At 57.3% G+C, this 14,893-nt stretch carries 14 protein-coding genes and 1 tRNA gene; 14 read left to right on the top strand and 1 reads right to left on the bottom strand.

What is annotated here, in order from left to right; translation table 11 throughout:
- The first annotated feature begins 179 nt into the window (after positions 1-179).
- The 10 genes from ccoN to hemN are packed head-to-tail and all read left to right on the top strand — an operon-like array spanning position 180 to position 9,607.
- Positions 180-1,847 carry a cytochrome-c oxidase, cbb3-type subunit I gene (ccoN, locus tag AC0V6Q_RS09370; protein ID WP_486168116.1) on the top strand — a complete coding sequence of 556 codons (1,668 nt, stop codon included), beginning with the start codon at positions 180-182 and terminating at the stop codon, positions 1,845-1,847.
- A 12-nt stretch (positions 1,848-1,859) separates the two neighbouring features.
- A complete protein-coding gene (gene ccoO, locus AC0V6Q_RS09365; RefSeq protein ID WP_486168115.1) occupies positions 1,860-2,639 on the top strand; it encodes a cytochrome-c oxidase, cbb3-type subunit II in 780 nt (259 codons plus the stop codon).
- The gene (locus AC0V6Q_RS09360) at positions 2,636-2,797 is read left to right on the top strand and encodes a cbb3-type cytochrome oxidase subunit 3 (protein ID WP_486168114.1); all 162 of its coding nucleotides are present in this window, start codon (positions 2,636-2,638) and stop codon (positions 2,795-2,797) included. Before ccoO ends, AC0V6Q_RS09360 begins: the two co-directional genes overlap by 4 nt.
- Positions 2,790-3,743 carry a cytochrome-c oxidase, cbb3-type subunit III gene (ccoP, locus tag AC0V6Q_RS09355; RefSeq protein ID WP_486168113.1) on the top strand — a complete coding sequence of 318 codons (954 nt, stop codon included), beginning with the start codon at positions 2,790-2,792 and terminating at the stop codon, positions 3,741-3,743. Before AC0V6Q_RS09360 ends, ccoP begins: the two co-directional genes overlap by 8 nt.
- Positions 3,730-5,286, top strand: coding sequence for a cytochrome c oxidase accessory protein CcoG (ccoG, locus tag AC0V6Q_RS09350; RefSeq protein ID WP_486168112.1), 1,557 nt, complete (start codon positions 3,730-3,732; stop codon positions 5,284-5,286). Before ccoP ends, ccoG begins: the two co-directional genes overlap by 14 nt.
- Positions 5,286-5,741: a FixH family protein gene (locus tag AC0V6Q_RS09345; RefSeq protein WP_486168111.1), complete on the top strand. Its 456-nt coding sequence runs from the start codon at positions 5,286-5,288 to the stop codon at positions 5,739-5,741. Before ccoG ends, AC0V6Q_RS09345 begins: the two co-directional genes overlap by 1 nt.
- Positions 5,742-7,877, top strand: coding sequence for a heavy metal translocating P-type ATPase (locus AC0V6Q_RS09340; RefSeq protein WP_486168110.1), 2,136 nt, complete (start codon positions 5,742-5,744; stop codon positions 7,875-7,877).
- Positions 7,874-8,026 carry a cbb3-type cytochrome oxidase assembly protein CcoS gene (gene ccoS, locus AC0V6Q_RS09335; RefSeq protein ID WP_486168109.1) on the top strand — a complete coding sequence of 51 codons (153 nt, stop codon included), beginning with the start codon at positions 7,874-7,876 and terminating at the stop codon, positions 8,024-8,026. Before AC0V6Q_RS09340 ends, ccoS begins: the two co-directional genes overlap by 4 nt.
- Positions 8,023-8,256 carry a hypothetical protein gene (locus AC0V6Q_RS09330; RefSeq protein ID WP_486168108.1) on the top strand — a complete coding sequence of 78 codons (234 nt, stop codon included), beginning with the start codon at positions 8,023-8,025 and terminating at the stop codon, positions 8,254-8,256. Before ccoS ends, AC0V6Q_RS09330 begins: the two co-directional genes overlap by 4 nt.
- Before the next feature lie 40 nt (positions 8,257-8,296).
- Complete coding sequence (hemN, locus tag AC0V6Q_RS09325) at positions 8,297-9,607, top strand: oxygen-independent coproporphyrinogen III oxidase (RefSeq protein WP_486168107.1); 1,311 nt, start codon at positions 8,297-8,299, stop codon at positions 9,605-9,607.
- A gap of 78 nt (positions 9,608-9,685) precedes the next feature.
- Here the strand turns inward: hemN and AC0V6Q_RS09320 are convergent.
- Positions 9,686-9,776 (bottom strand) — tRNA-Ser (locus tag AC0V6Q_RS09320).
- Between the two features lie 303 nt (positions 9,777-10,079).
- Here AC0V6Q_RS09320 and AC0V6Q_RS09315 point away from each other — a divergent pair.
- The 4 genes from AC0V6Q_RS09315 (at position 10,080) to AC0V6Q_RS09300 (ending at position 14,785) form a co-directional block, all read left to right on the top strand.
- The gene (locus tag AC0V6Q_RS09315; protein ID WP_486168106.1) at positions 10,080-11,039 is read left to right on the top strand and encodes a DUF1134 domain-containing protein; all 960 of its coding nucleotides are present in this window, start codon (positions 10,080-10,082) and stop codon (positions 11,037-11,039) included.
- A 69-nt stretch (positions 11,040-11,108) separates the two neighbouring features.
- Positions 11,109-12,296 carry an amino acid aminotransferase gene (locus tag AC0V6Q_RS09310; protein ID WP_486168105.1) on the top strand — a complete coding sequence of 396 codons (1,188 nt, stop codon included), beginning with the start codon at positions 11,109-11,111 and terminating at the stop codon, positions 12,294-12,296.
- A 186-nt stretch (positions 12,297-12,482) separates the two neighbouring features.
- On the top strand, positions 12,483-13,409 hold the full coding sequence (locus AC0V6Q_RS09305) for a hypothetical protein (protein ID WP_486168104.1): 927 nt from the start codon (positions 12,483-12,485) through the stop codon (positions 13,407-13,409).
- Positions 13,410-13,807: 398 nt separating this feature from the next.
- Positions 13,808-14,785: an OmpA family protein gene (locus AC0V6Q_RS09300; protein ID WP_486168103.1), complete on the top strand. Its 978-nt coding sequence runs from the start codon at positions 13,808-13,810 to the stop codon at positions 14,783-14,785.
- Positions 14,786-14,893: the final 108 nt, after the last annotated feature.

Here is a 14,893-nt window from a genome sequence, read left to right as displayed (position 1 = left end):
TGTTAGGAAGTATTCGGGTTCAGGGCTGAAAATGGACGTTTAGCCCGACAATCAGATTGGACACATTGGATTGCCTGGAGACTAGGAAATCTCTCCGACAACCGGTGAATTGATCTGGGTCAAACAAATGGGTTGCGCGAATTGCTAGGTGGGGTTCGCACATTGAAGGGATCGAAATTATGGAAGCTGTGGTTGGCCGTGCTGGCCTTTGGTTTTTGCTCGCATTGGGCGCGCTTGCCGCAATGGTGGGTGCGCAGGATGCGGGCTTCGCGGTGCATTCATTGATCATCGGCCTGGTGGCATTTGGACTGGCGGTTTTCACCGCGGTTCAGTTTGATCCGCTCGCTAAGGCGCAGAGCATCTTCAAAATGCCCCCGGGGCCAGGACGTTACGATGACGACGTGGTCCGCTGGGGTGTTATTGCAACGATGTTCTGGGGGCTTGCAGGATTGCTTGCCGGGCTCTTTATCGCTCTGCAATTGGCATTCCCGATTTTGAACCTAGAGCCTTGGTTCACGTTTGGCCGGGTCCGTCCGCTCCACACCAGCGCGGTGATCTTCGCCTTTGGTGGAAATGCGTTGATCGCGACAAGCTTCTATGTTGTCCAGCGCACCTGCCGCACGACGCTCGCTCTGCCGGGCATGGCGCGGTTTGTGTTCTGGGGTTACCAGCTTTTCATCGTTCTTGCGGCGACCGGCTACCTTCTTGGTGTCACCCAGTCGAAGGAATATGCCGAACCTGAATGGTATGTTGACCTTTGGTTGACCGTTGTTTGGCTTGCCTATCTTGCAGTGTTTGTTGCAACGATCCTGAAGCGCCGCGAGCCGCACATTTATGTGGCCAACTGGTTCTTCCTCGCTTTCATCATCACTGTGGCGATGCTGCATGTGGTGAACAACCTTGCCATGCCGGTGAGCCTTCTGGGATCACGCAGCTATTCAGCCTTTGCAGGTGTGCAAGACGCTCTGACGCAGTGGTGGTATGGCCACAATGCGGTCGGGTTCTTCCTCACTGCAGGCTTCCTCGCGATGATGTATTACTTCGTCCCCAAGCAGGCGAACCGTCCGGTCTATTCCTACCGGCTGTCGATCATCCACTTCTGGTCGCTGATCTTCCTCTATATCTGGGCAGGTCCGCACCACCTTCACTACACCGCTTTGCCTGACTGGGCTCAGACGCTCGGGATGGTGTTCTCGATCATGCTTTGGATGCCAAGCTGGGGCGGGATGATCAATGGTCTGATGACGCTGAACGGCGCATGGGACAAGGTTCGCACCGATCCGATCATCCGCATGATGGTTATGGCGCTCGCTTTCTACGGGATGAGTACCTTTGAAGGCCCGATGCTGTCGATCAAGGCGGTGAACAGCCTCTCGCACTACACCGACTGGACAATTGGCCACGTGCACTCTGGCGCACTTGGTTGGAATGGAATGATTACATTCGCGTGTGTCTATTTTCTTGTGCCCAAGCTTTGGAACAAGGAGCGGCTCTACTCACTTCGCATGATCAACTGGCACTTCTGGCTCGCGACCCTCGGCATCGTTTTCTACGCTGCCAGCATGTGGGTTGCCGGAATCACCCAGGGCCTGATGTGGCGCGAATACGGGTCTGACGGTTATCTGGTGAACAGCTTCATCGACACCGTTGCTGCCCTTCACCCGATGTATCTGATGCGTGCCTTTGGCGGCCTTCTGTATCTCTCGGGCGCAATCATCATGACCTACAACATCTGGATGACCATTGCCGGATACCAGCGTGACGAAGCGCCGATGTCGGACATGGAATACGACGAAGAGGCGGACCGTCCGCTCGTTTCAAACCCTCAAGCTCAACCTGCGGAATAAGGAGCCCATACGATGAGCACCACCTCACCCGATACTCCTCCTTCTCAGGGCGTTTTTGAAGGCCACAAGAAGATCGAGAAGAATGTCACCCTGCTCGCAGCGGCCACTTTGGTAACAGTCGCAATCGGCGGGATTGTCGAGATCGCGCCATTGTTCTGGATCGACAACACGATCGAGCAGGTTGAAGGCATGCGTCCTTACACCCCGCTTGAGCAGGCCGGGCGCGATATCTACATCCGCGAAGGCTGTTACACGTGCCACAGCCAGATGATCCGCCCGTTCCGCGATGAAGTGGAGCGTTATGGTCACTATTCGCTGGCAGCTGAAAGCATGTTCGATCACCCGTTCCAATGGGGATCGAAACGCACCGGGCCCGATTTGGCGCGCGTTGGCGGGCGTTACACCGATGACTGGCATGTCCAGCATTTGAAAGACCCGCGCAGCCTGGTCCCGCAAAGCATCATGCCAAGCTATAGCTTTCTGGCTGAAACCACGCTTGATACGTCGACTACGGCCGCAAAGCTGACCGCGCTACAGCGCGTTGGCGTGCCTTATAGTGAAACCGATGTGGAAATGGCTGAGGCTGACTTGGAGGCGCAGGCCAATCCGGATGCGGACGCAGGCGATCTTGAGGAACGCTATCCCAAGGTCAAAATCCGCGACTACGACGGTGATCCTTCGCGGATTACAGAGATGGATGCGCTGGTCGCCTACCTTCAAATGCTTGGCACGCTGGTCGATGTGAACAGTGCTGCTGCCCAAGCCGAATTGGCAGAGGAGCGCGGCCGATGAGCTTTTACGAAACGCTGCGCCACTTTGCTGACAGCTACGGGCTTGTGGTGATTTTTGGTCTCTATCTGCTGCTTTGCGGTTGGCACTTCCTCCCCCGCTCACGTGAAGGCGTGGAGCAGGCTAAACATTCAATTTTTCAGGAGGACGATCATGCCTGATAAAAAGCGCATTGATGAACCCACCGGTACCGAATTTGTTGGCCACGAATGGGATGGCATTGAAGAACTGAATACCCCGCTGCCACGCTGGTGGCTCTGGACTTTCTATGCGACGATTGCCTGGTCGATTGTCTATGTTGTCCTATACCCGGCATGGCCGATGGTTTCGCAAGCAACCGAAGGGGTGTTCGGCTGGTCTAGCCGAGGCGATCTGCAAGCGGAAATGGTTGACGCGGAGCAAGCGCGCGCAGCTGTTTTCCAACGGATCGCTGCAACCGATCTTGAAGATCTGGCAAACGACCCGGCCCTGCTCAATCAAGCGATTGCAGGCGGAGCTTCTGCGTTCAAGCAGCACTGCGTCCAATGCCACGGCGCGGGCGCCGCTGGTTATGAGGAATATGGGTACCCCAACCTCAATGACGACGATTGGCTTTGGGGTGGTACGCTTTCCGATATCGAATACACGCTTGTGCATGGTGTGCGCTGGGAGGGTTCTGATGAAACTCGCCTGACTTACATGCCGGCCTTTGGCGAGATTTTTCAGAAGAGCGAAATCGACGCGATGGTCTCTCACGTTCTATCGCTAAGCGGTGAAGGTGCGGGCAGCGCCTCGGGTGCGGCCTTGTTCGAGACGAACTGCGCCGCGTGCCATGGTTCGGACGGCGCAGGAGACCGTACTCAGGGTGCTCCGGCATTGAACGATGCAATCTGGCTTTATGGCAAGGACAAAGCGGCCATTGCCCAGCAAATCCGCGCGCCGCGTCACGGTGTGATGCCGGGCTGGAGCGACAAGCTCGATCCAGTGACGATCCGCATGCTCGCAGCATACGTCCATTCACGCGGTGGCGGTGAAGCCCAAGCGGTCGAAGCGCCAGCCGAAGCTGAGGGCGAAGTGGCAGATGATGTTGCCGCTACAGAAGCGAGCGGAGCCGATGAGCGCGGCTGACGGCCTCGACACGCCCGAAAGGGGCGCGGATACAAAGCGCGATTGGGGTGTAGCTTTGGGATCGGTCGAAACCGATGCCATCGCTGCCTCCCGTCGCACTTCGCCCGGGCCCCCGCCGCCGGTAAAGCTCTATGAAGAGCGCAAGGCGGTGCACAACAAGCGGATTGACGGGCCGTTTCGCCGTTTCAAATGGCTGGTGATGCTGATCACGCTTATGATCTATTACGCAACGCCATGGATACGCTGGGACCGGGGCCCATATGCGCCCGATCAGGCGGTTCTTATCGATCTTGCGAACCGCCGGTTCTATATGTTCGATATCGAGATATGGCCGCACGAGTTCTACTTTGTAGCAGGCCTTCTCATCATGGCAGGCATTGGCCTGTTTCTGGTCACGACCGCGGTTGGCCGGGCTTGGTGTGGTTATGCCTGTCCGCAAACGGTGTGGACCGACCTCTTCCAGCATGTGGACCGCTTTTTCGATGGCGATCGCAACGCCCGGATCAAGCTGGATAAGGCTCCATGGGGTGCCTCCAAAACGGCGCGCAGACTTGGCAAATGGGGCGTTTATCTCCTGATCAGTTTCTGGACTGGCGGCGCGTGGATCATGTATTTTGCCGACGCGCCCACCCTCACTTACGAGTTTTGGCGCGGTGAGGCGGCGATGGTGGCCTATGCGACCGTTGCCATCCTTACTTTCACCACTTTCTGGCTCGGCGGATTTATGCGCGAGCAGGTGTGCATCTACATGTGCCCATGGCCGCGCATTCAGGGCGCGATGCTCGACGAAAAATCGCTGATCGTCACGTACAAGGATTGGCGCGGGGAAAAGCGAGGCAGCGTCAAGAAAGCGGCCAAGAACCCTGATGCCTATGGCGATTGTGTCGATTGTCTCCAATGCGTTGCGGTGTGCCCCACCGGTATCGACATTCGCGAGGGCCAGCAGATCGGCTGCATAACCTGCGGGCTCTGCATTGATGCGTGCGACAAGGTGATGAAAGACATCGGACGCCCACGCGGCCTCATTGATTATGCAACGCTTGACCAATGCGAAGCAGAAGCTGCCGGCGCGCCAGCGACACCTGCATGGAAAGCGCTGCTGCGGCCGCGTATCTTCATCTATTTCGGCGTCTGGGCTGCAATTGGTGCTGCCCTGCTGTTTGCGCTTGGCACACGGTCGCACACCGACATCACAGTCTCACCTGATCGCAATCCGCCCTTTATGCTGATGAAGGATGGATCGGTTCGAAACTCCTTCACCGTGCGCCTGCGCAATATGGAAGGGCGTCCCCGCGACATGCGGCTGTCGCTGGTAGGGTTGCCTGAGGGAAGCGTTATGTGGACCGATCAAATTGGCCGCGAAGGGGCTGCGGATAGCCAGACTATCCCGGTCAACGCCGATGAAACCCGCATTGTGCGTGCATATGTGGTCATCCCCACTGGGGCGGAAGCGGGCGAGTTCGCATTCGAACTGACCGCGCTTGATGGCCAGGGCGAACAAGACAGCGCTGATACCAAATTCACAATGCCAGGAGACCTATGATGGCGAGCAAACCCCGCAACCGCTTTACCGGGCGCCATATGGCCGCTGTTCTTGTGGTTGGCTTTGGCATTGTGGCGGCGGTCAATTTCACCATGGCTAGCTTTGCCACTGGTGGATTTCACGGCGTGGTGGTCGAAAACTCCTATGTCGCTAGCCAGAAGTATAACGACTGGCTCGCTCAAGCCGAGGCCTCTGAGGCGCTTGGCTGGGAAGCCGAGATGATGCGCGATGAGGCCGGCTTCGTGGTTGTGACCACAAATGGTGTGCCTGAAGGGGCGCAGATCACGGCAGAATTGCGCCGCCCCATTGGCGAACATGAATATGCAAATCTCGGCTTCACATCTCAGGGTGACGGCACCTTCCGTTCTACCAAGCCGGTTTCAGATGGGCGTTGGACAGTCCGGCTTTTTATTGAAAGTGGCGCGCAAAAATGGGCCGAGGAAAGCGAGCTGTAGGTGAACGCACCTGCACCTTCTCTTGCTCTAGATAAGGGCACGCCTCGCGGCACACGGTTTACCGTGCCGGGGATGCGCTGTGCAGGGTGCATCGCAAAGATTGAGCGCGAGCTTCCCAAGGTAGACGGAGTGATCGCCGCGCGGGTCAATTTCTCGGCTAAGCGCGTCGCGGTCGAACACGATGAAAGCGTAGATGAAGAGGCGCTCGCCAAAGCGCTCCAAGAACTTGGCTTCGAAGCACAGGCAGTCAGCGACAATCCGCTTGGGGTAGAGGCGGCAGAACGCAAGCAATTGATGCGCGCGCTTGGCGTTGCAGGCTTTGGCATGATGAATGTCATGCTCTTGTCGGTCAGCATCTGGTCAGGCGCAGAAGGTGCCACGCGCGAACTGTTCCATTGGCTGTCCGCGCTGATCGCTCTGCCGGTGATCGCCTATTCGGGCCGTCCGTTTTTTGCCAGCGCCTGGATGGCGCTCAAATACCGGCGCACCAACATGGACGTACCGATTTCTATCGGCGTGCTCCTGGCGACAGCTTTGAGCATTTATGAAACCGTCACGGGCGGCGAACACGCCTATTTCGAGAGCGCAGTCATGCTGCTGTTCTTCCTGCTGGCAGGGCGTGCACTTGATGCCGAAATGCGCACCCGCACGCGCGCTGGGATCGGCGCTTTGCTTGGCCGGATGGGCAAATCGGCAAGCGTTATCGATGCTGAAGGCAGTACTCGAAGGGTTGCTGCGAATGCGTTGGAGCCCGGTATGCTGGTGCAGGTGGCGGTCGGAGAAACGCTCGCAGCCGATGGCGAAGTTGAAAGCGGAATCAGCACGATCGACAACGCCATGCTGACAGGCGAAAGCACGCCAGAGGCAATAACCGAAGGATCAATCGTCCATGCAGGCGCGATCAATCTGGGTGATCCCTTCCGAATGCGCCTCACCCGTACCGCTGATGATACGGCGCTGGCGGAAATCGCGCGGCTCATGGATGAGGCGGGTCAATCGCGCAGCCACTATGTTCGTATCGCAGATCGCGCCTCCCGGGCTTACGCGCCCGTCGTCCATACTCTTGCACTCTTGGCGTTTGCGGGTTGGATGATCGCAGGCGCGGGCTGGTATCAATCGCTGGTCATTGCGATTGCCGTGCTCATCATTACTTGCCCCTGTGCCATGGGATTGGCCGTGCCCACCGCGCAGGTTGTGGCGTCCGGCGCTCTTCTTAAGCGCGGACTGTTGGTCAAAGACGGCAGCGCATTGGAACGTTTAGCCGAAGTCGATGTCGCCATGTTCGACAAGACTGGTACGCTCACTTTGGGTGAGCCGCGAGCCGATATTTCCGAGCTCAATGATACACAGCGCAGCGTCGCTTTGGCTCTTGCGCAACTCAGCCGCCATCCGCTTAGCCAAGGATTGGTCAAGGCACTGCGGTTCGACGCAGTAGAGCCAGCACAGCTCACAAACGCTACGGAAGAAAGCGGCAAAGGCGTTTTCGGGATGTGGAATGGCGAACCTGTGGCGCTTGAGCGGCCAGAGGGGGATCCCGGAGTTCTGGCCACCCGTTTGCGTGTGGGGGATACGATAACGACGGTCACCTTCAACGATCTGCTGCGCGCCGATTGCTTCGAGACGATTGAGGCTCTGAACAGCCAAGGGATCAAGGCGAGCATCATATCGGGCGATGGAACGCGCTCGGTCGAAGCGGTGTCCCGGCAATTGAGTATCCCGGCAAATGCCGAAGTCACGCCGCAAGGCAAACTCGCCATCCTCGAGAAGCTCACCAACGATGGCCACAGGCCGCTGATGATCGGCGATGGGCTGAATGATGGTCCAGCGCTAGCCGCGGCCCATGCTTCAATTGCGCCCGGCACCGCCAGCGACGCCAGCCAACAGGCGGCAGATGCAGTCTTTGTCGGCGAAAAGCTCATGCCTGTGGCGCTCGCCGTGCGTGTTGCGCGCCGCACGATGCAGGTTGTCCGCCAGAACTTTGGCTTTGCGATTGTCTACAACGTGCTCGCAATCCCGCTTGCTCTGTTCGGCTATGTCACCCCCCTGATTGCGGCCATTGCAATGTCGCTTAGCAGCCTCGTTGTGGTCGCCAATTCGCTGCGGCTCGCCTCAAGCGCCAAGGAGCCAATACAATGACCAGTCTAGCTTTCCTCATCCCCATCGCTCTGTTCATGGGGCTTGCCGGACTGGCCGCCTTCATGTGGTCCATGCGTAGCGGCCAATATGACGACATGGACGGCGCCGCACACCGCATCCTGATTGATGACGAAGAAGACAGCGCATGATGAAACTGCTCAGCATTCTGGCGATTGGTTCTATTGCGGCAGGTCCTATCCTTCCGGGCGGAAATGAACCTGCCGGCACTCTCACCATGAGCCTTTGCAACGGAGGGGAGATCACCATTCCTCTTGGCGATGGAGAGGGGGACGACCCCCGCGATTGCCAGTCTAACGCGTGCCATGCCACGACCTGCCGGGAGAAAAACAAGCGCTCTCCCAAACCCGATTTGATTTAGAACAAAGACCCAGCTTCCTGCGTCCTCTTTATGGGTCTTCATGTGGCCTTATCATCCTGACCTGCTCGAAACGGCTGTGCCGCGTTACACGAGCTATCCGACAGCAGCCGATTTCGGCGCTATTCCCGCAAACGCTCTGAACGAACAGATCGAGCAGGTGAAAGGCGATATATCGCTTTATCTGCATATCCCGTTTTGTGAGAAAATCTGTCATTATTGCGGGTGCAATACGGGCGCTGCGAACAGGCGCCAAAGGGTCGAGAGTTACCTCGCCGCTTTGCACAGCGAGATTGAAACTGTCGCCGCCCTTTTGCCGCGCGACACGCCGGTGCGCAGGATCGCCTTTGGCGGGGGAAGCCCCAATGCAATCGAACCGCGCGAGTTCATCGATCTTGTCGATGCGCTCAATCGCCACTTCTGGCTGGCAGACACCGAATGGTCGATTGAACTCGACCCACGTTCCATGACCAGCGTTTGGGGAGAAGCGATTGCGGAAGCGGGGATCACCCGTGCCAGCATGGGTGTGCAGACTTTCTCCGCCAAATGCCAAAAGGCCATCGGGCGCGAACAGGATGACAGCCTGATCTGCCGCAGTATTGACTGGCTGCGTTCAGCGGGCGTTACGTCGATGAACTTCGATTTGATGTATGGCCTGCCCTTCCAATCGCAGGAGGATCTGGCCGATAGCCTTGAATACACCAGCCTGCTCGGCGCAGACCGGATTGCGGTGTTTGGTTATGCCCATGTACCCCATATGGTGCCCCGGCAAAAGATGATCGATGTGAGCGCTTTACCCGACCGCGACACGCGGTTTGCAATGGCAGGCCAAGCGTATGACTATCTGACGAGTGAGGGTTACAAAGCCGTCGGCTTCGACCATTTTGCGCTTCCAAATGACCCAATGGCCATCGCCACAGCCGATGGCACTTTGCGTCGCAACTTTCAGGGGTTTACCGAGGATCAAAGCGAGGTTTTGATCGGCCTTGGAGCAAGCGCGATCAGCGGATTTCCCGAGCTCATCGCTCAGAACGAAAAGAACAATGGCCGCTACCGAATGATGGCGACAGATGGCAAACTAACGGCAAGCATTGGAATAAGGCGCGATGCAAATGACCGGCTGCGGGCAGGCGTCATCGAAGACCTGTTATGCCGCAGCAGGGTTGAGCTTTCGCCCTGCCTCCTTTCCCAAGCGCGCATGCACCTTTCCTCTTTCGTGGAACGTGGCCTTGCTACTCTTGAGGCTGGCACGCTGACGATCACGCCCGATGGGCTTCCCTACGCGAGAGTAATCGCCGCGATATTTGACGGTTACCGCCAAAAATCGCCCAATCGCTTCAGCTCGGCGATTTGACTTCTGGCACGCGTGCTAGGTTGCGTTGCGTAGTCCAAGCAACGCAGGGAGGGCTATAATAGCGGTGCTGAGAGTGTGTGGCGGAGACGGAGGGATTCGAACCCTCGATACCCGTAGTAGGTATGGTTCCTTAGCAGGGAACTGGTTTCAGCCACTCACCCACGTCTCCGCTGACGCATGTGCTTGCGTTTGGCTGTAAGCGGCGGCGTATAGTCAAGGGTTTCACACGCGGCAAGGGGCCAATGTGCATCATTTGCCAGTTTGCTTGGCGAACGGATCACATAATCACTTCGTGGGACTGCCCAGAGCACATTCAGCGCGAGTTTATTCCTCATCATCCACCTTCACTTCGTCGCGTTTCCGATTCGCTTGACCGATCAGCATTTGCCGCTTTCGGCCATTGGGACTCTGATTAGTTCCGGGGCCATGTGGCCAGCGCAGGAAACGCGTGGCAGTCGAGAGGTTTTTTACGATGCTTGGATCCATTCTGATGAAAGCGCGCAACCTGCGCGGGGCTTGCACAAAAGTGACGATCGGCGCGTGCGCAGCCGCGCTCGCAAGCCTTACGCTTCCCGCTCATGCGCAGGAAATGGAGACATTTGATCCGGATGCCGCTTTTGAAACGGTTGCGCCGACAGATGATCAGGCCGCAGCCCGCAATGAGGCAGCAGATGTCGCCGCACAAGCTGGCGCGATCGATGCAGATATCGAAGGCTCTGCGTTCAGGACTGCGCCCGCTCTTGATTCGCGTAACGGAACGCCCTCTCAGCCCGGTTTCACCGATGGAGAGAGCGACTGGGATGGTCCTGTTCAGACAGAGAATTGGGGCACTCAGGTACCCGCAACTGCTGCGCCCGTAACTTCTGCGCCTGTAACTTCTGTTCAGCCAGTTCCCCAATGGAGCACTCCGTCGGGCGAGCCTGTAGTGGCGAATGCGGCTGAACAGTCGGCAACCTATGGCGAAGACGACCTGATTGGCGCTGCCGAAGGTGTCTTTGGCAAAGGAGCCAAGGGGCTTGCCGGTCTCATCGAAGATCTGCTTCGCAAACAGGGCGAACCCAATGGTTACATCGTTGGCCGTGAGGCGGGCGGCGCGTTCATTTTCGGCGCGCGATACGGTTCTGGCACTTTGCACCATAAGGTCGAGGGCCAGCGCCAAGTCTATTGGACCGGTCCCTCCCTTGGCTTTGATGCAGGGGCCAATGCCGGAAATACCTTCGTTCTTGTCTACAATCTGTTCGACAGCGAGGACATCTTCAAACGCTATCCTGCGGGCGAGGGTCAGGCCTATCTGGTTGGCGGTTTGCACGCGAGCTACATGCGCCGCGGCGATGTGGTGCTTATCCCGATCCGGGTGGGCGCGGGGCTAAGGCTTGGCGTGAACGCAGGCTATATGCGCTTTTCCAAAAAGCACCGGTGGCTGCCTTTTTAGGCACCGCTTGACGTTCCAACAGCGCAAAGACGGTTGCAGTGCCGCGCTTGGTGGGTATGACGCTTGGCCATGCTCGACAAACTCAAAGAACAGGCCCCCGACGCGCTGCTTGCGCTGATCAAACTCTACGCGGCGGACACGCGCCCCGATAAGATCGACCTTGGTGTCGGTGTTTATCGCACAGGGCAGGGCGACACGCCCGTTTTCGCGGCTATCAAAGGCGCGGAAAAGTGGCTGGTCGATAATCAGGACAGCAAATCCTATCTCGGGCCTGAGGGCGACATGGGCTTTGTCCATGCGCTTATGCCGTACATCTTCGGTTCTGACGCCACGATGGGGGGGCGGCTAGAAGGAATGCAGACGCCGGGCGGAACAGGCGCGGTTCGTCTTGCGATCGCTCTTGCCAAGCAGATGGGCATCACAAAGCTGCATATGGGGACACCAAGCTGGCCCAACCATGCGCAGATTATCAAGGATGTCGCGCTCGATTGGCAGCCATTTGATCACGCCAACCCTGACGGCACCGCGAATGTCGATGCGGTCCTTGCTGCGATCAATGGAGCAGGGCCAGGCGAGGCCGTGCTGATCCATGGATGCTGCCATAACCCCACTGGCATTGATTACTCGCTCGAAGACTGGGAAGCGATCGGCGATGCCTTGGTTGCAAGCGGAACTTTCCCGATCATCGACACCGCTTACCAGGGCCTTGGCTTTGGGTTGGAAGAGGATGCGGCGGGTATGCGTAGCGTCCTTGCCAAAGTGCCCGAAGCCTTCATCGCTTATTCGTGTGACAAGAACTTTGGCATGTACCGTGACCGCGTAGGCGCGTTCTACATTCTGGCGCAAGGCGGAAGTGAAGGTGCCGAAACTCTTGTCAAAGCCTTCTCCAATGCCAACGCCCTGGCCCGTGCCAGCTGGTCGATGCCACCTGATCACGGTGCAGCGGCCGTTCGTGTCATCCTGCGCGATCCGGAACTGACGCAAGCATGGCTCGACGAGTTAGAGCAGATGCGCGCCCGAATGCGGCAGGTTCGCGAGTACCTTGGCGACGCCGGGCAAACGGGCAGCGTTGATCTGGCGCCCCTGGCAAAACAGAACGGCCTTTTCTCAACGCTTCCGGTGAGCAAAGATCAAGTCGTTCAACTGCGCGAAGAGCACGGGATTTATATGGCAGGATCAGGCCGCATCAACATTGCGGGGCTTACCATGGACAATATCGACAAATTTATCGGTGCGATTGCTGACGTAACGGGATGAACGCTTTTGCGAGCAGCGCCGGACTTGGTCCAATAGACCGTCCAGTTTCCCATCGCACTTCATTCATGGTTAGCGGCCTTGATTGTCCGTATTGAGGGATAATCCGAGGGGGTGCGCAAGGCTGGCTGGTAACCCATTTGGTGGACCTAGGAGAAACGCAATTTCTCAACAAAAGGGTTCTCCATTATGCACCGCTTTACCTTTGCTTCCGCCTCCGCGCTTGCCTTGGCCACGTCGTCTGCTGCTTTCGCTCAGGCTGACGTGACGATCAATCAGACCGGGCTCGATCACACCGTCTCTATTCTGCAAGTTGAGGATGTCCTCAATTCAATTACGATCACCCAGGCCGGGAGCGAGCAAAACGCGCAGGTCCGCCAAACCCTGCCCGGCGGCAATAACAGCACGGTTGTGAGCCAGGGTGTCACTGGCGGCATCGGCGCAAATTCGACCGAGATTCGTCAAACCGGTTCTGACAACATTGTCAGTGTCACCCAGAACAGCACGACCAACATTGCGCTTGTAACCCAGGATGGCGGTGGCAACGTGCTGAGTATCGATCAAGGCTTTGCCAATGGGGCAGGCGCTGATGGTGTCGGGAACAACACGCTGATCCGCATGGACGGCGATAACAACACCGCAACCATCCGGCAGAACTTCGATACCATTGGTGGCAGCAATGACGTTGATATCTTCCAGGTCAATGACAACAACGAGGTGACTGTTGATCAGGAGGACTCGAACAACACGGTGTTCATCGTACAGGGCGACCTGGCAGGAGCTGGAATGAATGTTGCGACCGCCTCGCAGGTGGGTTCAGGCAACCTTATCGCCATTGGCCAGAACGGTACCGGAAATGAAGCGGTCGCGACCCAAACCGGCAACAATAACTCCCTGTTTATCGACCAGGGGTTCAACAATGGCACCGGCCTTGGCGGCGATGGCAATTATGCCGAGGGTGTCCAGACCGGCAACAACAACACGCTCACGATCAACCAGAACGCAACCACTTCGGGTTCGGGCAACAGGGCGGTGATCAATCAGATCGGCGACGGGTTTGAATTGACCATCGATCAAGAAGGCAGCGGTATGATCAACGAGATCACGCAGATCTAACCGGTTCGTTTCCTCAACAAAGATAGGAGCGCATGGGGTGCACAGCGAAGGCTGCGCGCCCCATTTCGCGAATCTGCCAATAGGAACCTGCCATGAGGCAGGCGTCAGTCTTTTCGCCAATCCGCTCATCGCATGGCTGACACTGGATATCCGCGCATTGCACTGGATGAGGCTGCTTGTTCATCTGGCTGCAAGGTTTGGGCCATCATTCGGGCCTCATTGCAGGTTTGCAGTGTGCATGAACAATGCAAATACCATTGCAGATTAACCGTTTTTTGAATGGGGGGAAGGCAAGCCAGCCGTGGATTGATGAAGCTGTCAAATGGGTTACAAGGAATTCTGTTCCCCGCTGCGACATCCTTATTTGGCTGGTGGCCATGCTTGAAGGAGCAAAGATAATGAAATTGACCCCAGAGAAACGACTTGGGAAATCTCCAAACGCCCTGACGATGGCAGCAGCTTTGGCACTGCCCTTGGCTGTTGGCACATTTTCAACGGGCGCGTCTGCACAAGACGTTCAGCCTGTGCCCACCACCAGCGGCCCGGCAGAGGTGCTGACAACCGTAACTGCACCAATGCCAGGTTCGTTAGACGAGCTTGCCGTTGGTCCAGAAGTCGAGGGATTTATCTCCGGTCGCCGCGGTGACCGGGTTGAAGTGACTACGCCCGACGGTTCGGCCGTTGTAATTGCGATTACGCCGGAAACGCGGATTTTGGCTCGTGGCGGTTTTCTTGGCCTTGGTAGCAAAGACCTGGCTTCAGACGCACTGCTTGACGGCCTACCGGTGAAAGTCACGACCCGCGAATGGACCGGCGGTCTTGCCGCCGAACGCGTCCGCTTCTCGGGCAGTGACTACGAAACCGCGCTTATGATTGCACAAGGCACCAATGGTCGCTTTGTTCGCAACGAGGCACAGATCGAAGCCAACGCTCAGGCTGCAGAACAGTTGCGTGGACGTTTTGGCGATATCGACCAATACAATGTCAAATCGACCACCAATGTCTATTTCGACACGGGCCGCTCCAGCCTTTCACCTGATGCGCGGGCCGAGCTTTGCAATGCAGCAGCTGAGGCTAACGCGATCGACAATGCGCTGCTTCTGGTTGTGGGTTATACCGATTCCACAGGCAGTCAGGAACTGAACCAGCGCCTTTCAGAAAAGCGTGCCGGTAGCGTTGTCAACTTCCTCCAACAGCAGTGTGGCTGGGCTCCTTATCGGATGCTGACGCCAACGGGCATGTCCGAGTCGAATCCGGTTGCGGACAACTCAACAGCACAAGGAAAGGCGCAAAATCGCCGTGTTGCGGTGAACGTGCTGGTTTCGAAAAGTGTCGATGGCTACGAAAACCAAACTGACCGCACGGCACGCCGCTGACGGGCAAGCCGCTAAATTCATTGAAAAAGGGCGGGCCGCGTAGATGCGGGCCGCCTTTTTTCATTATGGGACAGAAACGACATTCTCTCCGGTGGTGACTAAGTACAC

Source organism: Erythrobacter sp. S227 (genome assembly GCF_057364925.1).
The sequence above is the reverse complement of the archived record's forward strand: the minus strand, read 5'-3'. Positions and strand labels throughout refer to the sequence as shown.

Bases quoted from the DNA above. Each gene is read 5' to 3' on its own strand.
- AC0V6Q_RS09305 (WP_486168104.1), top strand. From the start codon at position 12,483: ATGCACCGCTTTACCTTTGCTTCCGCCTCCGCGCTTGCCTTGGCCACG.
- ccoP (WP_486168113.1), top strand. From the start codon at position 2,790: ATGCCTGATAAAAAGCGCATTGATGAACCCACCGGTACCGAATTTGTT.
- ccoO (WP_486168115.1), top strand. From the start codon at position 1,860: ATGAGCACCACCTCACCCGATACTCCTCCTTCTCAGGGCGTTTTTGAA.
- AC0V6Q_RS09300 (WP_486168103.1), top strand. From the start codon at position 13,808: ATGAAATTGACCCCAGAGAAACGACTTGGGAAATCTCCAAACGCCCTG.
- AC0V6Q_RS09315 (WP_486168106.1), top strand. From the start codon at position 10,080: ATGCTTGGATCCATTCTGATGAAAGCGCGCAACCTGCGCGGGGCTTGC.
- hemN (WP_486168107.1), top strand. From the start codon at position 8,297: ATGTGGCCTTATCATCCTGACCTGCTCGAAACGGCTGTGCCGCGTTAC.
- AC0V6Q_RS09330 (WP_486168108.1), top strand. From the start codon at position 8,023: ATGATGAAACTGCTCAGCATTCTGGCGATTGGTTCTATTGCGGCAGGT.
- ccoN (WP_486168116.1), top strand. From the start codon at position 180: ATGGAAGCTGTGGTTGGCCGTGCTGGCCTTTGGTTTTTGCTCGCATTG.
- ccoG (WP_486168112.1), top strand. From the start codon at position 3,730: ATGAGCGCGGCTGACGGCCTCGACACGCCCGAAAGGGGCGCGGATACA.
- ccoS (WP_486168109.1), top strand. From the start codon at position 7,874: ATGACCAGTCTAGCTTTCCTCATCCCCATCGCTCTGTTCATGGGGCTT.
- AC0V6Q_RS09360 (WP_486168114.1), top strand. From the start codon at position 2,636: ATGAGCTTTTACGAAACGCTGCGCCACTTTGCTGACAGCTACGGGCTT.
- AC0V6Q_RS09345 (WP_486168111.1), top strand. From the start codon at position 5,286: ATGGCGAGCAAACCCCGCAACCGCTTTACCGGGCGCCATATGGCCGCT.
- AC0V6Q_RS09310 (WP_486168105.1), top strand. From the start codon at position 11,109: ATGCTCGACAAACTCAAAGAACAGGCCCCCGACGCGCTGCTTGCGCTG.